19 protein-coding genes are annotated in these 19748 nt (G+C 67.7%); 7 read left to right on the top strand and 12 right to left on the bottom strand.

All coding sequences use genetic code 11. The annotated features are described in order from the left end of the window. Positions 1 to 57: 57 nt before the first annotated feature. Together ACZYZE_RS08120 and speB are read right to left on the bottom strand one after the other, a co-directional pair. On the bottom strand, positions 58 to 1722 hold the full coding sequence (locus tag ACZYZE_RS08120; protein ID WP_463907259.1) for a thiamine pyrophosphate-binding protein: 1665 nt from the start codon (positions 1720 to 1722) through the stop codon (positions 58 to 60). Continuing rightward, the gene (gene speB, locus ACZYZE_RS08115) at positions 1719 to 2807 is read right to left on the bottom strand and encodes an agmatinase (RefSeq protein WP_459318859.1); all 1089 of its coding nucleotides are present in this window, start codon (positions 2805 to 2807) and stop codon (positions 1719 to 1721) included. The genes ACZYZE_RS08120 and speB overlap by 4 nt, the downstream gene beginning before the upstream one ends. 325 nt (positions 2808 to 3132) lie before the next feature. On the opposite strand from speB, the gene ACZYZE_RS08110 reads away from it, so the two are divergent. Next, positions 3133 to 3948 carry a DUF559 domain-containing protein gene (locus tag ACZYZE_RS08110; RefSeq protein WP_463907258.1) on the top strand — a complete coding sequence of 272 codons (816 nt, stop codon included), beginning with the start codon at positions 3133 to 3135 and terminating at the stop codon, positions 3946 to 3948. 144 nt (positions 3949 to 4092) lie between these two features. Here the strand turns inward: ACZYZE_RS08110 and ACZYZE_RS08105 are convergent, their stop codons facing one another. After that, positions 4093 to 4668 carry a helix-turn-helix domain-containing protein gene (locus tag ACZYZE_RS08105; RefSeq protein ID WP_459318857.1) on the bottom strand — a complete coding sequence of 192 codons (576 nt, stop codon included), beginning with the start codon at positions 4666 to 4668 and terminating at the stop codon, positions 4093 to 4095. Between the two features lie 313 nt (positions 4669 to 4981). Here ACZYZE_RS08105 and ACZYZE_RS08100 point away from each other — a divergent pair, with 313 nt between their 5' ends. Continuing rightward, positions 4982 to 6505, top strand: coding sequence for a sodium:solute symporter family protein (locus ACZYZE_RS08100; RefSeq protein ID WP_463907257.1), 1524 nt, complete (start codon positions 4982 to 4984; stop codon positions 6503 to 6505). Between the two features lie 114 nt (positions 6506 to 6619). Here ACZYZE_RS08100 and ACZYZE_RS08095 read toward each other — a convergent pair whose 3' ends face one another. Beyond that, complete coding sequence (locus ACZYZE_RS08095) at positions 6620 to 6823, bottom strand: hypothetical protein (protein ID WP_459318855.1); 204 nt, start codon at positions 6821 to 6823, stop codon at positions 6620 to 6622. Positions 6824 to 7086: 263 nt separating this feature from the next. On the opposite strand from ACZYZE_RS08095, the gene ACZYZE_RS08090 reads away from it, so the two are divergent. Both ACZYZE_RS08090 and ACZYZE_RS08085 read left to right on the top strand, forming a co-directional pair. Next, positions 7087 to 8271 (top strand): VIT1/CCC1 transporter family protein, encoded by a 1185-nt coding sequence (locus tag ACZYZE_RS08090; protein ID WP_463907256.1) that lies wholly within the window; start codon positions 7087 to 7089, stop codon positions 8269 to 8271. After that, the gene (locus ACZYZE_RS08085; RefSeq protein ID WP_463907255.1) at positions 8271 to 9206 is read left to right on the top strand and encodes a matrixin family metalloprotease; all 936 of its coding nucleotides are present in this window, start codon (positions 8271 to 8273) and stop codon (positions 9204 to 9206) included. Before ACZYZE_RS08090 ends, ACZYZE_RS08085 begins: the two co-directional genes overlap by 1 nt. Here ACZYZE_RS08085 and ACZYZE_RS08080 read toward each other — a convergent pair. Both ACZYZE_RS08080 and ACZYZE_RS08075 read right to left on the bottom strand, forming a co-directional pair. Beyond that, positions 9203 to 10345, bottom strand: a complete 1143-nt coding sequence (locus ACZYZE_RS08080) for an LOG family protein (RefSeq protein ID WP_459318852.1) — start codon at positions 10343 to 10345, stop codon at positions 9203 to 9205. The two genes, ACZYZE_RS08085 and ACZYZE_RS08080, sit on opposite strands and share 4 nt — an antisense overlap. Before the next feature lie 9 nt (positions 10346 to 10354). Then, on the bottom strand, positions 10355 to 10852 hold the full coding sequence (locus tag ACZYZE_RS08075; RefSeq protein WP_459318851.1) for an SRPBCC family protein: 498 nt from the start codon (positions 10850 to 10852) through the stop codon (positions 10355 to 10357). 41 nt (positions 10853 to 10893) lie between these two features. Here ACZYZE_RS08075 and ACZYZE_RS08070 point away from each other — a divergent pair, with 41 nt between their 5' ends. The 3 genes from ACZYZE_RS08070 (at position 10894) to iolB (ending at position 13528) form a co-directional block, all read left to right on the top strand. Continuing rightward, positions 10894 to 11673: a gamma-glutamyl-gamma-aminobutyrate hydrolase family protein gene (locus ACZYZE_RS08070; protein ID WP_463907254.1), complete on the top strand. Its 780-nt coding sequence runs from the start codon at positions 10894 to 10896 to the stop codon at positions 11671 to 11673. A 131-nt stretch (positions 11674 to 11804) separates the two neighbouring features. After that, complete coding sequence (locus ACZYZE_RS08065) at positions 11805 to 12545, top strand: GntR family transcriptional regulator (RefSeq protein WP_459318930.1); 741 nt, start codon at positions 11805 to 11807, stop codon at positions 12543 to 12545. Between the two features lie 86 nt (positions 12546 to 12631). Beyond that, complete coding sequence (iolB, locus tag ACZYZE_RS08060; protein ID WP_463907253.1) at positions 12632 to 13528, top strand: 5-deoxy-glucuronate isomerase; 897 nt, start codon at positions 12632 to 12634, stop codon at positions 13526 to 13528. 78 nt (positions 13529 to 13606) lie between these two features. On the opposite strand, the gene ACZYZE_RS08055 is transcribed toward iolB, so the two are convergent. From ACZYZE_RS08055 to ACZYZE_RS08030, 6 genes are all read right to left on the bottom strand, one after another. Beyond that, positions 13607 to 14641 (bottom strand): Gfo/Idh/MocA family oxidoreductase, encoded by a 1035-nt coding sequence (locus tag ACZYZE_RS08055; protein WP_463907252.1) that lies wholly within the window; start codon positions 14639 to 14641, stop codon positions 13607 to 13609. Beyond that, positions 14638 to 15432 (bottom strand): TIM barrel protein, encoded by a 795-nt coding sequence (locus tag ACZYZE_RS08050; protein WP_459318847.1) that lies wholly within the window; start codon positions 15430 to 15432, stop codon positions 14638 to 14640. Before ACZYZE_RS08050 ends, ACZYZE_RS08055 begins: the two co-directional genes overlap by 4 nt. Beyond that, on the bottom strand, positions 15432 to 16520 hold the full coding sequence (locus tag ACZYZE_RS08045) for a Gfo/Idh/MocA family oxidoreductase (RefSeq protein ID WP_459318846.1): 1089 nt from the start codon (positions 16518 to 16520) through the stop codon (positions 15432 to 15434). Before ACZYZE_RS08045 ends, ACZYZE_RS08050 begins: the two co-directional genes overlap by 1 nt. 141 nt (positions 16521 to 16661) lie before the next feature. Beyond that, complete coding sequence (locus ACZYZE_RS08040; protein WP_463907251.1) at positions 16662 to 17576, bottom strand: ATP-binding cassette domain-containing protein; 915 nt, start codon at positions 17574 to 17576, stop codon at positions 16662 to 16664. Between the two features lie 14 nt (positions 17577 to 17590). Continuing rightward, the gene (locus tag ACZYZE_RS08035; protein WP_459318844.1) at positions 17591 to 18640 is read right to left on the bottom strand and encodes an ABC transporter permease; all 1050 of its coding nucleotides are present in this window, start codon (positions 18638 to 18640) and stop codon (positions 17591 to 17593) included. Between the two features lie 52 nt (positions 18641 to 18692). Next, complete coding sequence (locus tag ACZYZE_RS08030; protein WP_459318843.1) at positions 18693 to 19688, bottom strand: substrate-binding domain-containing protein; 996 nt, start codon at positions 19686 to 19688, stop codon at positions 18693 to 18695. Between the last annotated feature and the right edge of the window lie 60 nt (positions 19689 to 19748).

Below are 19748 nucleotides of genomic sequence, written 5' to 3'. Positions count from 1 at the left end.
AGAGCGCGGACCGGCAGCTGGGCTGCAGATCCGCGCTCTGGCGCTGTGCGGGAGGTGTCAGGCCTCCATATGGGTCGGAGCAAACATCTTGAGCAGGGTTTCGACGACGACGACGTTCGGTCCGTCCGCGGCGAAGCCCGCCTTGAGCGCCGCCCCGACGTCCTCCGGAGCCACCCGGACGGCCGGAACCCCGAAGGCCTCGGCGAGCCTGACGAAGTCCGGCCGGGCGAGCTCGGTGGCGGTGGCTTTGCCGAAGGCGCCGACCATGTACTCGCGCAGGATGCCGTAGCCGCCGTCGTCCACGATCAGCCAGGTGACCGGGACGTTGTGCTGCTTGGCCGTGGCGAGCTCGGAGATGGAGTACATTGCCGAGCCGTCGCCCGAGACGGCGAGCACCCTCGCAGGGCCGCCGGGCTTGCCGGTAGTTTCCAGGCCGACGGCGCCTCCGATCGCCGCGGGGAAGCCGAACCCAAGGCCGCCGGCGCCCTGGGCGGAGTGGAACTGGCCCTCGCGGGCATCCCAGCAGCTCCAGGCCCAGTAGGCGGAAATCGTCATGTCCCAGAAGGTCTGCATGTCCGCGGGAACAGCCCCGCGGATGTCCGCCATGAATTTCAGTTCCTTGCCGAGGCCCTGGGATTCCAGCCGGGCCGTGACCTTGGTCAGGGATTCCTTGACCAGGGTCTCGGGGGATGTGCCGTGCCAGTTGGCGCGCTCGCCGTGCGGTTCGGTCAGGGCGGCGTCGAGGGCGGCGAGGGCCTGGCCGGCGTCGGCCCGGATGCCAAGGCCGGGGCGGTTGGATTCGAGCACGCGGGGTTCGGCGTCGATCTGGATGATCCGGCCGCGCGGTTCGAAGGTGAAGTAGTTGGAGGTGACTTCGCCCAAGGACGAGCCGATGACGATCAGCACATCGGCGTCCTCGAGCAGCCCCGTCATGTGCTGGTCCTCGATCCAGGACTGGAGGGAGAGCTCGTGGTTCCACGGGAACGCTCCGTTGCCGCCGGGAGTGCAGATTACCGGCGCCCGGAGTTTTTCCGCGATGGAGAGCAGCGACTTCTCGGCCCGGCCGCGGCGGGTGCCGCCGCCGGCGATGATGGCGGGACGTTCCGCAGCCGCGAGCCATTTGACGGCTTCGCGGACCAGCTCCACGCGGGGCGGATTGTCGGCAGCTTCGGCGAGTGCATCCTCCACCGGGGGCACCATGATGGGATCCAGCAGGACGTTTTGCGGGATTTCCAGCCACACGGGGCCCTGCGGCGAGGAGATCGCCTCGGTCCAGGCGTCCTGGATGGCGGAGGGGATGCCGGACGCGTGCTGGATCAGCCGCTGGCTCTTGGTGACGTTCGCGGCCGAGGCCTTCTGGTCATCGAGCTGGTGAAGCATGCCCTTGCGTCGCGCACCGAGTCCGTCCAGCGGGATCTGGCTCGCGACGACCACCATCGGGACACCCGTGGCGTAGGCCTCCTGCAGCCCGGCCAGGGAGGTCAGCGCGCCGGGTCCTGTGGAGAGGAAGAGGACGCCGACCTCGCCGGTGGCGCGGGAGTAGCCGTCCGCGGCGAAGGCTGAGTTGTTCTCCACCCGGGAGGAGACGAAGTGCAGGTTTCCTCGGCCCATGGCGTCGAAGAGACCCAGGGCGTGCTGGCCCGGGATACCGAAGACGGTTTTGGCACCGAGCGCCTCGAGGGTCTCGACGACGAGGTCGCCGCCGTTGCGCACGCCGGTCACTGGGAGACACCGCTCTCGACGCGCCGGGCCGCCGGAGTCACGAAGCCGGCCGGCCGGCGGGATTCCTGGCCGAGGGCCTGGGCGGCGTAGCCGTTGGCCGTGCCGAATCGGTCGCCTTCAACCGCAGAGTCAGCCATCAGGGTGATGAGTTCATAGGCGACATGGCTGGCCGCCACGCCGGTGATGTCCGCGTGGTCGTACGCGGGGGCCACCTCGACGACGTCGGCCCCGACGAGGTTCATGCCGCGGAAGCCGCGGATGATCTCCAGCAGTTCGCGGCTGGTGATGCCGCCGGCCTCCGGGGTCCCGGTGCCGGGTGCATGCGCGGGGTCGAGGACGTCTATATCCACCGAGATGTAAAGCGGGCGGTTGCCGATCCGGTCGCGGACCTTGGCGACGGTTTCCAGCACGCCCTGGTAGTAGACGTCGGCGGAGGTGACGATGCCGAAGCCGAAGCGGTGGTCGTCGTCGAGGTCCTTCTTGCCGTAGAGCGGGCCGCGGGTGCCGATGTGGCTGATGGCCTCGGTGTCCAGGATGCCTTCCTCGACAGCACGGCGGAACGGCGTGCCGTGGGTGTATTCGGCGCCGAAGTAGGTGTCCCAGGTGTCCAGGTGCGCGTCGAAGTGCAGCATGGCGACGGGCTCTCCGGCGCGTTCCGCGGCGGCACGCAGCAGCGGCAGGGCGATGGTGTGGTCTCCGCCGAGGGTCACCAGCTTGCTGCCGGAGGCGGTCAGGTCCAGGGCGTTCTGCTGGATGGTCTCAATGGCGTCATTGATGTTGAAGGGGTTGACGGCCATGTCGCCGGCGTCGGCCACCTGGATGTTTTCGAAGGGGCTGACGTCCCAGGCCGGGTTGTACGGGCGCAGCAGGCGGCTGGCCTCGCGGATGTGGTTGGATCCGAAGCGGGCGCCGGGGCGGTACGAGACGCCCGAGTCGAAGGGCACGCCAACAACGGTGACGTCGGCCTTGGCGACCTGGTCCAGCCGCGGCAGCCGGGCGTAGGTGGCGGCACCCGCGTAGCGCGGAATGCGGGATGAATCGATGGGGCCAAGGTTGCCATTGGCCTCGATGCGCAGCTCTTCCAAAAGAAAGCCTCTCCTTCGAGGATTGACCGACGGGTGTGACAGCCATCATACACTCGAAGTTGCCTCTTGTGCATCAAATGTTTACAAAACACCCCCGCCGGGGCGGCCTGCCGATCCTCCAGGCCCCGACCGACGCTCCTGCCCAGTTACTTTCGCCGTGCTGGTCGGGGCTCCCGGCCCGCCCCGCCAATCCGAGCCCGGGCCTGGCCGCGCGCGGCGCGGCTTCGAGCAACTGGGAGGGAGCGCGGGCAAGCATTGGCCCCGGTTATCCAGATAGCCCCACTTGCCTGTTCCACCCGTCCGCTCGGAGCGGTGCACTGGCCAGATGGATCCCATTGAGTATCTAGCACAACTGGGCGGCGTGGCCTGGACCGGACAATTGTTGGCCGCGGGCTTCTCCCGGACCGAGATTTCCCGGCTTACCGGCGCCGGTGCCAGCCAGCCCCGGCGCGGGGTCTACGTCCTTGCCGAGTTCAAGCCCGAACTCATGGCGGCGATCCGGCACAATGCCCGTGTCACTTGCGCCAGCGCGGCCGGACACTATGGGCTCTGGCTGCGGGAGCCACCGGCCCAGCACCATCTGGCCTGCAATCATGGCCGCGGCGGCGGCTTTGTCAGGCACCGGACCGTGAGGTTCGATAGCGGGACAACGTTGCCACTGGCCGCCGTCGAAGACGTGGTGCTGCACGCCATGTCGTGCCTGCTGCCCCCGGCATCAACGGCCATGGCAACCTCGGCGATGCGCCTGCACGGTCTGCCCCTGGAGGTACTGAAGGCCCAATTGAAGGGCGACAGATCAGGGCCGGCACTAAAAGCGCTGTGTCAGCTGGACCTGCGGGCCGAATCCATTGTGGAGGTGGATGCCCAGCACTTGTTCACCACCCAGGGGAGCGGCTTCGACGCCCAGGTCCAGCTGCCCGGAATCGGCCGGGTCGACTTCCTGATCGAAGGATTCCTGATTGTCGAGGTGGACGGCTTCGCCTTCCACTCCGGCCGCGAGGCCATGCGTCGGGACCTCAGCCGGAACAACACCTCGACGGTAAACGGGTTTGCCGTGCTCAGGTACATGCCGGAGCACATCTGGTTCGAACCGGAGCGCGTCCTGGCCGAGATCCGGACCGCGCTGGGGCGCCGGCCATAAGCTACTCGCGGCCCTCCCCTGACGCTCCATCCCGGCTGCTTCGGAACCCACCCCTTGCAGCCCGCGGAGATCCGGGGCTGGCAGGCTCCGGCGGGCCGCCTGCCAGGGAGCAACCGGGAGGGAGCGCAGCCGGAGGGGAAGAAGCTACCGGCTGGCGGCGGGGACCAGCACCCAGAGGACCTCGACGGCGTCGTCCGTGGGATTGACCCAGGTGTGCGGCTCCCTGCCGGGGAACGTCACGGTATCCCCCGTGCTGAGCTCGAACTCCTCGTTGGTAAGGATCAGCCGGATGCTGCCCTTGACCACGTGCAGCACGTCGACATCGCAGTCCACGGCGTACAGCTCGGATTCGCCGCGGCCACGCGGTTCGATCACGGCCTGGATGATCTGGACGCGGCGCTCCGAGCGGGCGGTCAGCAGCCGCTCCACGATCCCCTCGCCGCCGAGCGAAATCCGGGGTCCTTCGTTCTGCTTGGTGAGATGCGTTTCCGGGGCCGCAAACAGCTCGCCGATCGAGATGGACAGCACCTGGCACAGCGTCACGAGAGAGGCGACCGAGGGTGAGGTCAGATCCCGCTCCACCCGGCTCAGGAATCCCTTGGTCAGCCCGGTGGCATCGGCGACCTGCTCGATCGTGAGGCGCTGCGACTGCCGCGCGGCACGGATCCTCGAACCGATGGCAACGGGAACGTTGCTCGGTTCAACTGGTAGAGCCTTCATTTAGGAACCTTTCACGGCTGGCCGCTCGGCCCCTTCGTTGGAGCAATACTAGCGGGACGCGGACGCCGGGACGCCGGATACGCCGAAGCCACGGAATGCGTCTTGACTGTTACCGGGATCACAACATACTCTTTGGCAACAAGTGTTGCCTATCAGGCAATTACTGCCACACCCGCGGCGGAAGGCCCGGCGCAAGCCGGGCGAATCCGCCAGACCTGTCACCGTACCCGTCAAGAAGCACCTGGATCCCAGACGCACCGTTGCGCGCCGGTCGGTTCAGCCCATGCTCCGAACAGCTCCGAGGAGCCCCCTAGTGGACGCACGTTTCGTCAACATCGCCATCGTGGTGGTGTACCTGGTCGCCATGCTGGCGTTCGGCTGGTGGGGTAAATCCCGCACCAAGAACAACAGCGACTTCCTGGTCGCGGGCCGCCGCCTCGGCCCGTTCCTCTACACCGGCACCATGGCCGCCGTTGTGCTGGGCGGCGCCTCCACGGTCGGCGGCGTTGGCCTCGGCTACAAGTTCGGCATCTCCGGCATGTGGCTCGTGGTCGCGATTGGCGCCGGCGTACTGCTGCTGAGCCTGCTGTTCGCCAGCACCATCCAGAAGCTGAAGATCTACACGGTCTCCCAGATGTTGAGCCTGCGCTACGGCAGCCAGGCCACCCAGACCTCCGGCATCGTCATGCTCGCCTACACGCTGATGCTGTGCGCCACCTCCACCGGCGCCTACGCCACCATCTTCGTGGTGCTCTTCGGCTGGGACCGCGCCCTGGCCATCGCCATCGGCGGCGCGATCGTACTGGTCTACTCCACGATCGGCGGCATGTGGTCCATCACCCTGGCCGACCAGGTCCAGTTCGTCATCAAGACCATCGGCATCTTCTTCCTGATGCTGCCGTTCACGCTCAATGCTGCGGGCGGCCTGGATGGCATCCGCGCCCGGGTTGACGCCAGCTTCTTCAAGATTGACGGCATCGGCATCCAGACCATCATCACGTACTTCGTGGTCTACACCCTGGGCCTGCTGATTGGCCAGGACATCTGGCAGCGCGTCTTCACCGCAAAGACCCCCACCGTTGCCCGCTGGGGCGGCGCCACCGCCGGCATCTACTGCATTCTCTACGGTGCAGCCGGCGCCCTGATCGGCCTCGGCGCCCGCGTTGCCCTGCCGAACATCGACGTCAAGGCCCTGGGCAAGGACGTTGTCTACGCCGAGGTCGCCACGCAGCTCCTGCCGATCGGAATCGGCGGCCTTGTGCTCGCCGCAGCCGTCGCCGCCATGATGTCCACCGCCTCCGGCGCCCTGATCGCCGCCGCCACCGTGGCCCGTGCCGATGTCCTGCCCTTCGTCGCCAGCTGGTTCGGCAAGACCATCAACACGGACGACTCGGACAACCCGGAGCACGATGTCAGGGCCAACCGCATGTGGGTCCTGGGTCTCGGGATCGTGGCGATCGTCATCGCCATCATCACCAAGGACGTCGTCGCCGCCCTGACCATCGCCTACGACATCCTCGTCGGCGGCCTCCTCGTCGCCATCCTCGGCGGCCTGGTCTGGAAGCGCGGCACCGGTGTGGCCGCCGCCGCCTCCATGGCGGTCGGTTCAGTCATCACCCTTGGCACCATGATCATCCTGGAGATCAACGCCGAGGTCCCGCTGGACGGCATCTACGCCAACGAGCCGATCTACTACGGCCTCGCCACCTCCGCGATTGTCTACATCGCCGTCTCGCTGCTGACCAGGCCGACGGATCCCGCCGTTATGGCGAACTGGCACCGGCGCGTCGCCGGCGGCGCCGTCGAAGAAAAGCAGACTCCGGTCCTGACCCACTAAGGGACTGCGTTCACCACGGCGGCCTCAAAAGGCGCCGGGTTAAAGCTCGACGGCGGCGCTTCCCTTTCGGGGAGGCGCCGCCGTCGTCGTTTGCCTGCTGGAGCGGTGCGCCGCTCAGTCCTCTTCTTCCGGTTCGCGGAACTCGTCCGTGTCCAGGGGCACTACCCGCTCGTCCCCGTCAACGACGGACTCGCCAGATTCCCCCTCCTCGTCCCAGGGCTCATCATCGATCGGGGCGTCCTCGGCATAGTCGTAGGCCGGATCGGACTCGACGGTATCCCTCACCGGCTGGACGGGATGTGATCCGGTGTTGTCCATGGTGCAACCTCCGTGCGCTCGGGCTGGCGGCGGCGGTTCCGGAGAACCCGCCCTTGGGATTCATTCGAACACCGCTGTCCAACCCGGTCAAGGGTCGCCCCGGCAGGAGAGCGGAGGGGCAGCCGATTCCGCCGCGGGACCGGAGCTTTTACGGTTTGCCTAAACATTCCGCTGAGGATCGCCAGCCGAAAATGCGCGGAAATACGGGGTAGTCTGGAGACGCAATGGGGCCGGACCATGCCCCGTCAAGCCCAGGAGTTTCCGTGTCTCAGCACGCCCCATCTGATCCGTTCAACCCTGAACCCCTCCCCCGCAACGGCGTAAGCGCCGAATCCGCGCCGCCGAATGGCGCCGCGCCGGGCGCGGCAGACATGAGCGCGGCAGACATCAAGCGGTGGCGGCAGTACCTCGCCGACGAACGCGCCGAAGCTTCCGTCTACCGTGACCTGGCGCAGAACCGCCGCGGCGAAGAGCGCGCCATCCTGCTCGCCCTGGCCGAGGCGGAGGGACGCCATGAGGCGCACTGGCTCCTGCTGCTGGGCGGGCACGCGGGCCGGCCCCGCCCCGCCTCGCTCCGCAGCCGGTTCCTGGGCTTCCTGGCCCGGCACTTCGGCTCGGTCTTCGTCCTGGCACTCGCGCAGCGGGCCGAGAGCCGCTCGCCGTATGCCACTGACCCGTCCGCCACTCCCGCCATGGTCGCCGACGAGCAGATCCATGAGGAAGTGGTCCGCGGACTCGCCACCCGAGGCCGCAACCGCCTGGCCGGGACGTTCCGCGCGGCCGTTTTCGGCGCCAACGACGGCCTCGTCAGCAACCTTTCCCTCGTGATGGGCATGGCCGCCTCCGGCGTGGGAAGCTCCGTGGTGCTCCTCAGCGGCGTAGCCGGGCTGCTGGCCGGGGCCCTATCGATGGGGGCGGGCGAGTTCATCTCCGTGCGCTCCCAGCGCGAACTCCTAGCCGCGACCCGCCCCACCCAGATCACCCTGGCCGCGGCGCCCTCGCTGGATATTGAACACAATGAGTTGCTGCTCGTCTACCTGGCCCGGGGCATGTCCAGGGACGCGGCCGAGCACCGGGTCGCGGAACGGATGGGCCTGCTGGACTGCGACTGCGATCCCAGCCTCTCGCTGCAGCCGGAACTTCCGAAGACCCATGACGAGCACGAGGCCGTCGGGACCGCCTGGGGAGCGGCGGCATCGAGCTTCTGCTTCTTCGCCTCCGGCGCGATCGTGCCCATCATCCCGTTCCTCTTCGGCATGACCGGCATCCTGGCCCTGGTGGTCTCCGCGGTCCTGGTGGGGCTGGCACTGTTGTTCACCGGCGGCGTCGTCGGCCTCCTCTCCGGCACCTCCCCCACGACCCGCGGCTTCCGGCAGCTTGCCATCGGTATGGGCGCCGCGGGCGCCACCTACCTGCTAGGCCTGGCCCTCGGCGCGGTGATCGCCTAATGGAGAGTCCTGAGTTCCGGGACCGGACACCGCGGCACAGCCGCCCACGCACCGTCCTGCGGATGGTCCGCGGCCTGACGGCTGCGGCCCTCATTGCCGGCGCGGCCTTCCTGACCGCCGGACTCGTCTACGGCGACCCGCGCTTCGCCGGGCTCTTCGAGGTCAGCCGCGGCACGGGACCGAACGGGCGTCCCGGCGCGGACCCCGGCCCGCCGATAGCAGGACAGTCCGGGCAGCAGCCCGGCGCCGCGCAGGAGTCCCGGACGGACACCCCCACACCGGGGTTCGAAGAGCAGGACGAGCCGCTCGGCCGGCCCCAGACGCCCGCCGTCGCCAGCACGTCGTACAAGTTCCTGGCCACGAACGACGACGGCACACCGGTGGGCTATTCGCCGTGCCGGCCGCTGCACTATGTGGTCAACGCCGGACTCGCACCCGAGGGCGCCGAACGCCTCGTCCACGACGCCATCCGGACAGTCTCCCGCGCCACCGGCATCAAGTTCATCAATGACGGCGGCACCACCGAGGCCCCGTCGCAAACACGCGCACCCTACCAGCAGGCTGCCTACGGGGACCGCTGGGCGCCGCTGCTGATTGCGTGGACCACCCCGGAACTGGCCCCGCAGCTCAAAGGCCCCGTCATCGGCACCGGCGGCAGCACTCACTTCAGCTTCGGCGACGGGCCCAAGAGCTTCGTCACCGGCAGCCTCGAACTCGACGCCCCGCAGATCGCCGAGGACCTCGGCCGGCCTGATGGCGCCGACTATGCCACCGCCGTGATCCTGCACGAGCTCGGCCACGTTATGGGCCTTGAGCACGTGGACGACCCGGTGCAGCTCATGTATCCGGAGATCGGCACCCCGGACGGCCTGGCCGCAGGGGACCTGTTCGGCCTCCGCGAGCTGGGCCGCGCCCAGTGCCGCACGGACCTCTAAATCACCTCTCGGTCCAGGACGGCGAGCGCTTCGGCCACGGTGTCCACAAGGAAGATCTTGTTCTCCATCCTCCGGCCCGCGGCGAGGCTCTGCAGCAGCGGCCACGCCGGGAAGCGGCGCAGCCAGTGCTCCTTGCCCACCAGCACCATCGGCGTGATGGTTTCCGGGGTGCCGTAGTAGTTCTCGCAGGCGTCCTGGAAGATCTCCTGCACCGTGCCGCCCGAACCCGGCAGAAACACAATGCCGCCGTTGCACAGTTCCAGCAGGATGGCCTCGCGGACGGAGTTGGCGAAGTATTTGGCAATGTGGGTGGCGAAGAAGTTGGGCGGCTCATGGCCGTAAAACCAGGTGGGGATGCCGAGCGACGGTGTACCGCCGGGATGGCGATCGACGACGGCGGACGCGGCCCGCGCCCACGCCGACACCGACGGCAGGAAGGCCGGCACCGCCGCCAGAGCGTCCAGGGCCCGCCGGAATTCCGGCCCCGAAGCCTCGCTCAGGTAGGCGCCGAGGTTCGCTGCCTCCATGGTTCCGGGCCCGCCGCCGGTGGCGACGATCCGGCCGTCCCTGGCCAGCAGCCGGCCAAGCTGCGCGGCCTCGTCGAAGACCGCCGTCCCGCGGCGGGCGGCGTGGCCGCCCATAACGCCCACCATGGTCCGGCCCCGGCAGAGTTCCGAACTAGTCAGCTCGTCGAGGGCATCGCCGATCGAATGGTCGTGCAGGGCCGCCGCCAGGGTGGCGTCGAGACGGTGGCGCTGGCCCGGCCGCATACTCCACTGGTACACCCTGGCGTCCGGGGTGTCCTCGTAGCGTGAGTCGGCGATGCCTTCATAGAGCTCGTGCGGGGTGTACAGCTGCCCGCGGTAGGGGTTGAACGGCACGGCCTCGAGCCTCGGGAAGATCAGGGCGCCGCGGCTGCGCAGCGAGTCCTCCACGCCGTCGCCGAACGTGCAGCCGAGGAAGATCCCGCCCTGGGCCTGCATCGCCTTGAGCTGTGCTGTCCGTCCGCGCAGGTCCAGCGATTGCGCATGCCAGCCCTGCATGGTCCTGGCGCCGGCCGCGACCAGCCGGTCAAAGCTGTCGAGGCTCTCGACCTCCAGGGTGCGCGGGCTGGGGTGCAGGCTGCGGGCAGCGCTCATGCGGCGCGCCTAGCGGTGCTGGTCCGGGGCGCCGGGATCAACGCTGCCGGCAGCGGCGCTGGCCACGTAGGCGTCGAGCTTGGCCAGCGTCTGTTCCAGGTTGGCCGGGTGGCGGCGCAGGTAACCGGCGAGGCGCAGGAGGATCTTGCCGCGGACCTGCCGCGCGTCCCACTGTTCGGTGACCAGGGTGCCGGGGTTGCCGGCGGCGTCGGCGGAGGGCTGCAGGAGATAGCGCCACACGTGGCCGTAGAAGTGCCGCCAGGCGATGCGTCGGCCTTCCTCGAACTCGCAGACTGTGTTGAGGATCTTGTAGTCCATCGTCATGTTCATTTCCATACCGAACTTCGCGCCGAGGGCGAGCCGTTCGGGGCCGCGGGGCTGGGCCCCCTTGACCGTGTCGGAACCGTCGATCACGCTGTGCAGCGCGGGTGCAGCGAGCACCTCAAAGATGGCTTCCGGAGCGGCCGCGATGAAGCGGCTGCGGGACACGAGATATCTGTTGTTCATCCGGCAATCCTAGTCCCGGGCATTGTGTTGCAGAATAAACCATGCAGACTCCGCCCCTCGCCCGCAGCAGCCGGCCCCGCATCGGCATTCCCGTCCGCCTCAGCAGTTCCGCGGACCCGGATCCGCGCGTGGCGGCAGCCAATCACCTCTTCGACTACATCGTGGAACTGGTGCGCGACGGCGGCGGCGAACCGGTGCTGCTCACCGCGGCGCCGGCTCCCGGGGATCTGGCGGACCCGGCGCAGCGGGCGCTCCACGGCGTCGTCCTCCCGGGCGGCGGTGACCTGGACCCCCGCCTCTACGGCGAGGAATCCGGTGGCGCCTGCTACGACGTCAACCAGGCCCAGGACGAGCTGGATCTGGCCGTCGCACGGCAATCGATCGACGCGGGGCTTCCGCTGCTCGGCATCTGCCGGGGGCACCAGCTGCTCAACGTCCTCTACGGCGGAACCCTGATCCAGGACATGGCCCCGGGCACCGTGGCGCACAACGAACCCGGGCCGGCGCAGGGGGCCGGACCGTGGGCCTGGCACGGGGTCGAGGTGCAGCCCGGGACCAAGGTCGCCGGGCTGTACGGGAACGGCGCCGGCGGCGTGACCGTGAAGATTGCCTCCGGCCATCACCAGGCCGTGGGCCGGGTCGCCAAGGGGCTCGTGGTGACAGCCGTGGCCGACGACGGGACCGTCGAGGCGCTGGAGGACCCGGATCGCTGGGTCGCGTCCGTCCAGTGGCACCCCGAGGCACTGGAACTTTCCGCCGGGGAGCGGCTGGCACCCTTCCGCGCCTTTGTTGAGGTGTGCCGCAGGTCTCCACTGACCTGAACTGCCCTGCTATCATGAACTTAGGCAGTATGTCCTATCAAGCGAACATATGCTTAAGTACGTGACCGGCGGCCCGATCTGGGCCCAGGTCCGGGGCACAAGGGAGCGCTTCAACAGTGGCTATTCAAAAAGTGGCTCATCAACTCAATCTCAGCATCGACCGGTCGTCCCCGGTACCGCTCTACCACCAGGTGGTCCAGGGCATCGAAGCCGCGATCCACTCCGGGGTACTGGCACCGGGCAGCCGTCTCGACAACGAAATCGATCTGGCTGCCCGGCTCAACCTCTCCCGTCCCACCATGCGCAAAGCCATGGACGAACTGGTCCGCTCCGGCCTGCTGGTCCGCAAGCGCGGCGTGGGCACCCAAGTGGTCTCCAGCCAGGTCCGGCGTCCGCTGGAACTCTCCAGCCTCTTCGACGACCTCAGCAACAACGGCAGCAAGCCCACCACCGAGGTACTGAGCTTCTCCCACGACGAAGCCGACGCCGCCACCCGGGAAGCACTGCAGCTCCCCGCCGGCGCCAAGGTGTACCACTTCACCCGGCTCCGGAAGGTCGGCGGCAAACCGCTGGCCCTGATGGAGAACTGGGTCCGCGACGACATCACCACCATCGATGAAGCGCTTCTGGGTTCACAAGGCCTCTACGGGATCCTCCGCAACGGCGGCGTGAACTTCCGGCTCGCCTCACAGCGCATCGGCGCCATGGTCGCCAACGACTACCAGGCGCCACTGCTGGAAACCACCCCCGGATCCGCCCTCGTCACGATGGAGCGCACCGCCGTGGATGACACAGGACGGCTCGTCGAAACCGGCCACCACGTCTACCGGGCCGACTCCTACAGCTTCGAAATGACACTGGTCCAGCGCTAGGGGGGCAGGCTTCTCCTTCGCGGTACCGGCTCCACCCCGCAACCACCCGCGCCTTCCTCCGGCGCTGCAACGAAAGGGCAGAACTCATGGCCAACTGGGTCTATCCGCTCGGCACCGCCACCCAAGGCAAATGGGACATCTCACTGGGAACCTCCGACTCCAGGCTGGACATTGACGGCTGGGCCCACACCGGGCTGAAGGTTGCCACGCTGGCGGCCGGCGGCGCCGTCGAGCTGCCCGCCGCGGACGAGGAACGCATCGTCATCCCGCTCAACGGTTCCTTCACGGTGTCCGTCGACGGCGGGGAGTACCGGCTGGCCGGCCGGGACAGCGTCTTCAGCGGTCCCAGCGATGTGCTCTACACCGGGACCGGCAAGGCCGTGACCATCAGCTCGGCCGACGGCGGACGGGTTGCCGTCGCCACGGCCCCGGCCAAGGCCTCCTACCCGACCCGCCTTATTACCGCCGCCGAGACGCCGGTGGAACTGCGCGGGGCCGGCAACTGCTCCCGCCAGGTCCACAACTTCGGCACGCCCGCGGCGCTGGAGGCGGACCGGTTCATCGTCTGCGAGGTCCTCACTCCTGCCGGCAACTGGTCCTCCTATCCCCCGCACAAGCATGACGAGGAGAAGGACGGCGAGACCAGCCTGGAAGAGATCTACTACTTCGAAACCCGGGTGGCCCGCGGCGCCCCGGCGCGTCCGGGAACGGACGACGCGATCGGCTACCAGCGCGTGTATGCCTCGGATGAGCGCCCTATCGATGTCTCCGCTGAGGTGCGGACCGGCGACGTCGTGCTGGTGCCATATGGCTGGCACGGCCCGGCGATGGCTGCCCCCGGTTACGACATGTACTACCTCAACGTGATGGCGGGCCCCGGCCCGGTCCGTGACTGGCTCATCAGCGACGACCCGCACCACGGCTGGATCCGGCAGACCTGGGCTGGCCAGGACCTCGACCCGCGGCTGCCGTTCGGCGCCTGACGCCGCCGGGCCGACGCAGACAAAAGAACCCCCGGGGCCCTTAGGCCCCGGGGGTTCCATGCGCTACGCAGTCCCCGGTCAGCTGGCGACGGTCTGGACCACCCGGACCGGGACGCCCGTCGCCAGCGATTCCTGGGCGGCATCCGCCACCCGGGAAGCCGCCACGGCATCTTCCGGGGTACAGGGATTTTCCCGCTTGCCCAGGATCAACTCGACGAAGGCAGCCATCTCGGCGCGGTAGGCCTGGTCGAACCGGCCGGCAAAGGTCCGGTGGGGCTCGCCGGCCGGGAACGTGATCCCGGCTTCAGCCGAGGCAAGCGCGGCCTTGTCGTCCAAGCCTACCATCAGCGAACCGCGGGAGCCCTGGATTTCCAGCCGCACGTCGTGGCCCGCCCCGTTGTAGCGGGTGGCCGAGACAGTTCCCACGGTGCCGTCGTCGAAGGTCACCAGCGCGAGGGCCGTGTCCACATCGCCGGCTTCCCCGATGGCGGGGTCCCCGTTGTTGGAGCCCCTGGCGTACACCTCGACGATTTCCCGGCCGGTGAGCCAGCGGATGATGTCGAAATCGTGGACCGAGCAGTCCCGGAACAGGCCGCCGGAGCCGGCAAGGAACTCGACCGGCGGCGGCGTCATATCGCATGTGACGGCGCGCAGCGAGTGGATCCAGCCCAGTTCGCCGGCCTGGTACGCCCGCTTGGCTTCGAGATAGCCGGCGTCGAAGCGGCGCTGGTGGCCGATCTGGACAACGCCGTTCCGTTCCCGGAGGTAGTCGAGGACAGGCAGGGCGTCTTCCACGTTCAGGGCTACGGGCTTCTCGCAGAAGACCGGGATTCCGGCGCCCACTCCGGCCTTGATCAGGTCCGGGTGGGTCCCGGTTCCCGTGGCGATGACGAGCCCGTCCAGCCCGGCTGCAAGGAGCGCCTCCACAGAGGGCAGGCACTCGGCACCCAGCCCGTCGGCGATGGCCCGGGCGTGGTCTTCCGCGACGTCGGTGAGCCGGAGCCGGACGTTGATGCCCTGCGGATTCAGGACGTTGTTGAGCGCGGCGATGTTGTTGGCGTGCATAACGCCGATCCGCCCCACGCCGACCAGTCCGAGTATTACCTCTTTCATACTTCTGCTCCCGTGTGTAGTGCGGGCACGGTGAATGCTGCCCGGAAGGCCTCCAGTGCCGCATAGCTGTCACCGCTGGCCCAGGCTTCCATGCCCACGGTGCCGTCGTAGCCGGCCTCTGCGAGCGCCCTGGCGACGGCCGCGTAGTTGATTTCACCGGTCCCGGGTTCGCAGCGACCGGGAACATCCGCCACCTGGATTTCGCCAAGGTACGGCAGGGCGTTCCGGACGAGCTCGATCAGGTTTCCCTCCCCCATCTGGGCGTGGTAGAGATCCAGCATGAGCCTGGCGTTCGGGTGCCCGGCGGCCTGCACAAGTGCCAGGGTGTCCTTGGCACGGGCCAGCGGGATGCCGGGGTGGTCGAGGATGGTGTTGAGGTTCTCGAGGCAGAACGTCACCCCGTATTTCTCTCCCAGCCTGCCGAGCCGCTCCAGGGTCCTAGCACCGGTAGTCCACATGTGGCCGCTGGGCCGGTAGAGGGGACGGGCTGCCTGGCCGTCGATGAGTTCCGCCGGGTGCACCACCATCCGGCTCACACCGAGTTCCAGCGCGGTAGGGATGAGCGATTCGGCCGTCCGCACCACCTCGTCCGCAGTGTCGGGGTCCACCAGGCTGCCGGCGGTGTATCCCGTCATGGAGGAAAACACCGCCCCGGTGGCCTTCAGTGCACCGATGTCCTTGGTCCGCGAGTCCCAGAGTTCGACGTCGAAGCCGGCCTCGTGGATCCGGCGCACCCGCTCCGTGAACGGGAGGTCGGTGAAGACCATCTCCGCGCAGACGGCAAGACGCATCAGAGGACAGCCGTCTCGTTGACGGCCACCGGAGTGCCGCGCTTGACCGATTCGATGCAGGCAAGCGCCATGGCCAGCGCCCGCCGGGCGTCTGCGGCTCCCGGCGTGAGGGTATAGGCCTTCGACGACGCCGATGTGCCGTCACGCCGCGCGCGCACGGCGTCGGCAAAGTCGACGAGTTCATCCGTGTAGGCCTCCCGGAAGAGCTCCACGTTCAGCCGCGGGGTGTCGGCCGACATCCCGTCGGCGGTGTACCGGCGGGCCGCGGTTTCCGTGGCACGCCCGGCCTGCACCATGCCCTTGGAACCGAAGACTTCCCCGCGGATGTCGTAGCCGTAGAGGGCGCTGAAGTTTGCCTCGGCCACAGCGACGGCGCCGTTGCTGTAGCGGATGGTTACCACTGCCGTGTCCAGGAAACCCTGATCGCGCAGTGCGGGTTCCACGAGCGCATCGGCAATGGCGTAGACCTCCACCGGTTCGGCGCCTTCGTTGAACCAGTTCAGGGTGTCGAAGTCGTGGATCAGCGTTTCCAGGAAGACGGTCCACGCCGGGACCCTGGCCGCGTGCGGAATACTTCCCGTGCCAGGATCCCGGGTCAGCGAGCGCAGCAGTTGCGGCGTCCCGACGGTGCCGGCGGCGAGGTCCTTCTTGGCGGCCTGGAAGTCCGCCGCATAGCGGCGGTTGAATCCGATCTGGAAGTGCACTCCGGCCGCGTCCACGGCGGCCAGGGCGGCGTCGAGCTCGTCGAGCCCCAGTCCTGCCGGCTTCTCGCAGAACACGTGTTTTCCGGCGGCGGCAGCCTGGCCAATCAGGGAGGCGTGGAAGCGCGCCGGGCTCGCAATGATCACTGCGTCGATCTCCGGGTCGGCAAGGATGTCGGCGGCGTCGGCGCTCACCTTGCCGGCGCCCAGGACGGAGGCCAGAGCCGCGGCGGACTCCACATTGGGGTCAGCGATGGCCGCGAGCTCGGCGCCGGGGACCCGGCGGGCGATGCTCTCGGCGTGGAAAGCGCCCATCCAGCCCGAGCCGATCAGCCCGATGTGCACGGGCAAGGGGTAATTGGTGGAGTCTCGATTCAGGTAGGCCATTGGCTCATCCTTTCAAGTGATTACAACTGCTTAAGGGCGGAACTGGTCAAGGGTGGGACCGAGGATGCCAGGCCTTGGCTCGACCAGCGCATGAAGAAGCAGGGCCAGGCCCAAGCGGGCGGGCCCTGCTCCCCCTTGGGGCTAATAGGACTTTCCGGTGGTCTGCGCCACCTCGGCCACTTCGTTCTGGACTTCCTTGACCACGTCGCCGTGTCCGCCGAGTTGTTCGAGTTCGTGGGCGAGTTCGGCGAGTTCGGCGCCGCCGGCCATTTGGGCGGTGAGTTCGTCGAGGGTGATGTCCTTTTTGTCGTAGTAGCCGATCGATTTGCCGCGCTTGAGCAGCAGGAACCGGTCGCCGACGGGGAAGGCGTGGTGCGGGTTGTGGGTGATGAAGATGACGCCGAGGCCGCGGTCGCGGGCCTGCAGGATGTAGCGAAGCACGACGCCGGACTGCTTCACGCCCAGGGCCGCGGTGGGCTCGTCCAGGATCAGGACCTTCGCGCCGAAGTACACGGCCCGGGCGATCGCGACACACTGGCGTTCACCGCCGGAGAGCTGGCCGATCGGCTGCTCCACGTCGCGCAGGTCGATGCCCATCTCGGCGAGTTCCTTGAGCGTGATCTCCTTCATTTTCTCGACGTCCATGCTCTTGAACGGGCCGAAGCCGGACGTCAGTTCCGAGCCGAGGAAGAAGTTCCGCCAGATCGGCATCAGGGGCACCACCGCGAGGTCCTGGTAGACGGTGGCGATGCCGGCGTCCAGGGCGTCCCGGGGAGAGGCGAATTTGCGTTCCTCGCCCATGATGTTAAGGACCCCGGCGTCGTGCTGGTGCAGGCCGGCGATGATCTTGATCAGCGTGGACTTGCCCGCGCCGTTGTCGCCGAGCACGCAGGTGACGCGGCCGTTGTCCACGGCCATCGTGACATCGGACAGGGCGATGATGTTGCCGTAGTGCTTGCCGACCCCCTCGAGGGAGAGCAGGTGCACGGGGGTGTGCGTGAGCGGGTCTTTTTCGTTCTTCAGCAGCGTGTGCTGGTCGATTTCGTTGGCGTTCATATTCCCGGGCCCCTTTACTTGAGTTCCGCGCGGCGTTTGACGACGAGGTTGACGATGGTGGCCAGCAGCAGCATCAGGCCGAGGAAGAACTTGAACCAGTCCGGGTTCCACTGCGCGTAAACGATGCCCTTGTTGGCCATGCCGAAGATGAACGCGCCGATCGCGCCGCCGATCGCCGAGCCGTAACCGCCGGTCAGGAGGCAGCCGCCGATCACCGCGGCGATGATGTAGAGGAATTCGTTGCCCACGCCTTCACCGGACTGCACGGTGTCGAAGGCGAAGAGGTTGTGCATGCCGAGGATCCAGCCGCAGAAGCCCACGCCCATGAACAAACCGATCTTGGTGGCCTTGACCGGGACACCCACGGCGCGGGCCGCGTTCTCGTCCCCGCCGACGGCGAAGATCCAGTTCCCCACGCGGGTCCGCATCAGTACCCACGTGGCCACCGCGACGAGCGCGATCCAGATGAACACCGTGATCTTGACGTCGACGCCGCCGATGGTCACGGAGGAGGCGAACACGGCCCGGGCCGAGGCGAAGCCGTCCATGGTGGAGATGGACGGTGAGGACACCGAACCGCCGATCAGGCGGGTCAGCCCCAGGTTCAGGCCGGTCAGCATCAGGAACGTCGCCAGGGTGACGATGAAGCTCGGCAGCTTGGTCTTCATCAGGATCCAGCCGTTGATGTAGCCGATGCCCACGGAGACCAGCAACGCCAGGATGACACCGACCCAGACGTTCGTGCTGAAGTACCAGCTGAACATCGACGCAGTCAGCGCCGAGGAGATCACCGCGACGCCGGTGGACAGGTCGAACTCCCCGCCGATCATCAGCAAGGACACCCCCACGGCCATGATCCCGATCGTGGAGCTGCCGTACAGAATGGTCGCCAGCGCGTTCGGCTGGGTAAACGTCGGGGAAACCAACGCGAAGAAGATGAACAGGACGATGGCGCCCACCAGGGCACCGACCTCGGGACGTCCAAGAAGCTTCTGGAACGGACTGCGCTTGGCGACGCGCTCATCGGGCGCCGCTGACTTGGTCTTTGTCTGGGTGATGGTCATGATAGATCTCCTTGCTGCCGGGCCGGCCTGAGCCGGACCGGCCAGCGGGCTGTTAGCGGATACCCTGCTTGGCGAAGGTCAGGACATCGGCCGCATTTGACTTGTCGACGAGGCTCGGGCCGGTGAGGACCGAAAGGCCGCCGCCGATGCCGAAGCCGCCGCGCTTGTTCTGCCACAGCGCATCAACGGCGCCGTATCCCTGCAGCCACGGCTGCTGATCCACTGTAAACAGAACTGCACCATCCACGATCTTCTGGGCGAGGTCCGCGTTCAGGTCGAAACTTGCAACCTTGGCAGAGCTGCCGGCGTCCGTGACCGACTTGAGGAGAGTCAGTGTGATGGGGGCGCCGAGGCCGATGATGACGTCGGCGTCCTTGGAAGCTTGCAGCTTGGCTGTCGCGGTGGACTGGACGGAGGTCATGTCCTTGCCGTCGACGTAAAGGATCTCCGTTCCAGGCACCTTCGCCTTGACGCCGGCGCAACGTGCTTCAAGTCCGACGTGGCCCTGCTCCTGAATCACGCAGACCGGGAGCTTGAAGTTCTCCGCCGCGAGCCGGGTGCCGACGGCCTCGCCGGCGAGCTTTTCGTTCGAGCCGAAGTGGGTGAACGCCCCCAGCTGCGCCGAGACCCCCTCGCCGGCGTTGAGGCTCACAACCGGGATGCCGGCGTCGGTGGCCTTCTTCAGCGCGTCCTTGAGGGCTTCGGGCTTGGCGAGCGTGACCGCAATGCCATCGACCTTCTGGTCGATAGCCTGCTGGATGAGCTGGGCCTGGCGCCCGGCTTCGGGATCGGACGTGTAGAGAAGCTCAACGTTGTCCTTCGCCGATGCCTCCTCGGCACCCTTGCGAACGATGTCCCAGAAAGTGTCACCTGCTGCTGCGTGGGTGATTAGGGCGATCTTCATCCGCTCTGTGGTGGCGACCTGGCCACCCCCAGCCGCGTTGCCCGAGTCTGCCGGCTTGCCACCGGTACTGGAACACGCGCTCAATGCCAGCATCGGCACAACCGCCGCCACCAGGGTTGCCTTGCGCCATGAAAATTTTGCCACCGTGAATCTCCTTTGATTTCAGCTCCGGGCTGCTACCTTGCAGCCACCGGAATAATGCCT

The sequence above is a fragment of the Pseudarthrobacter woesei genome, assembly GCF_055412745.1.
Note: the sequence above shows the minus strand (reverse complement) of the source record. Positions and strands in the feature narration are given on the sequence as shown.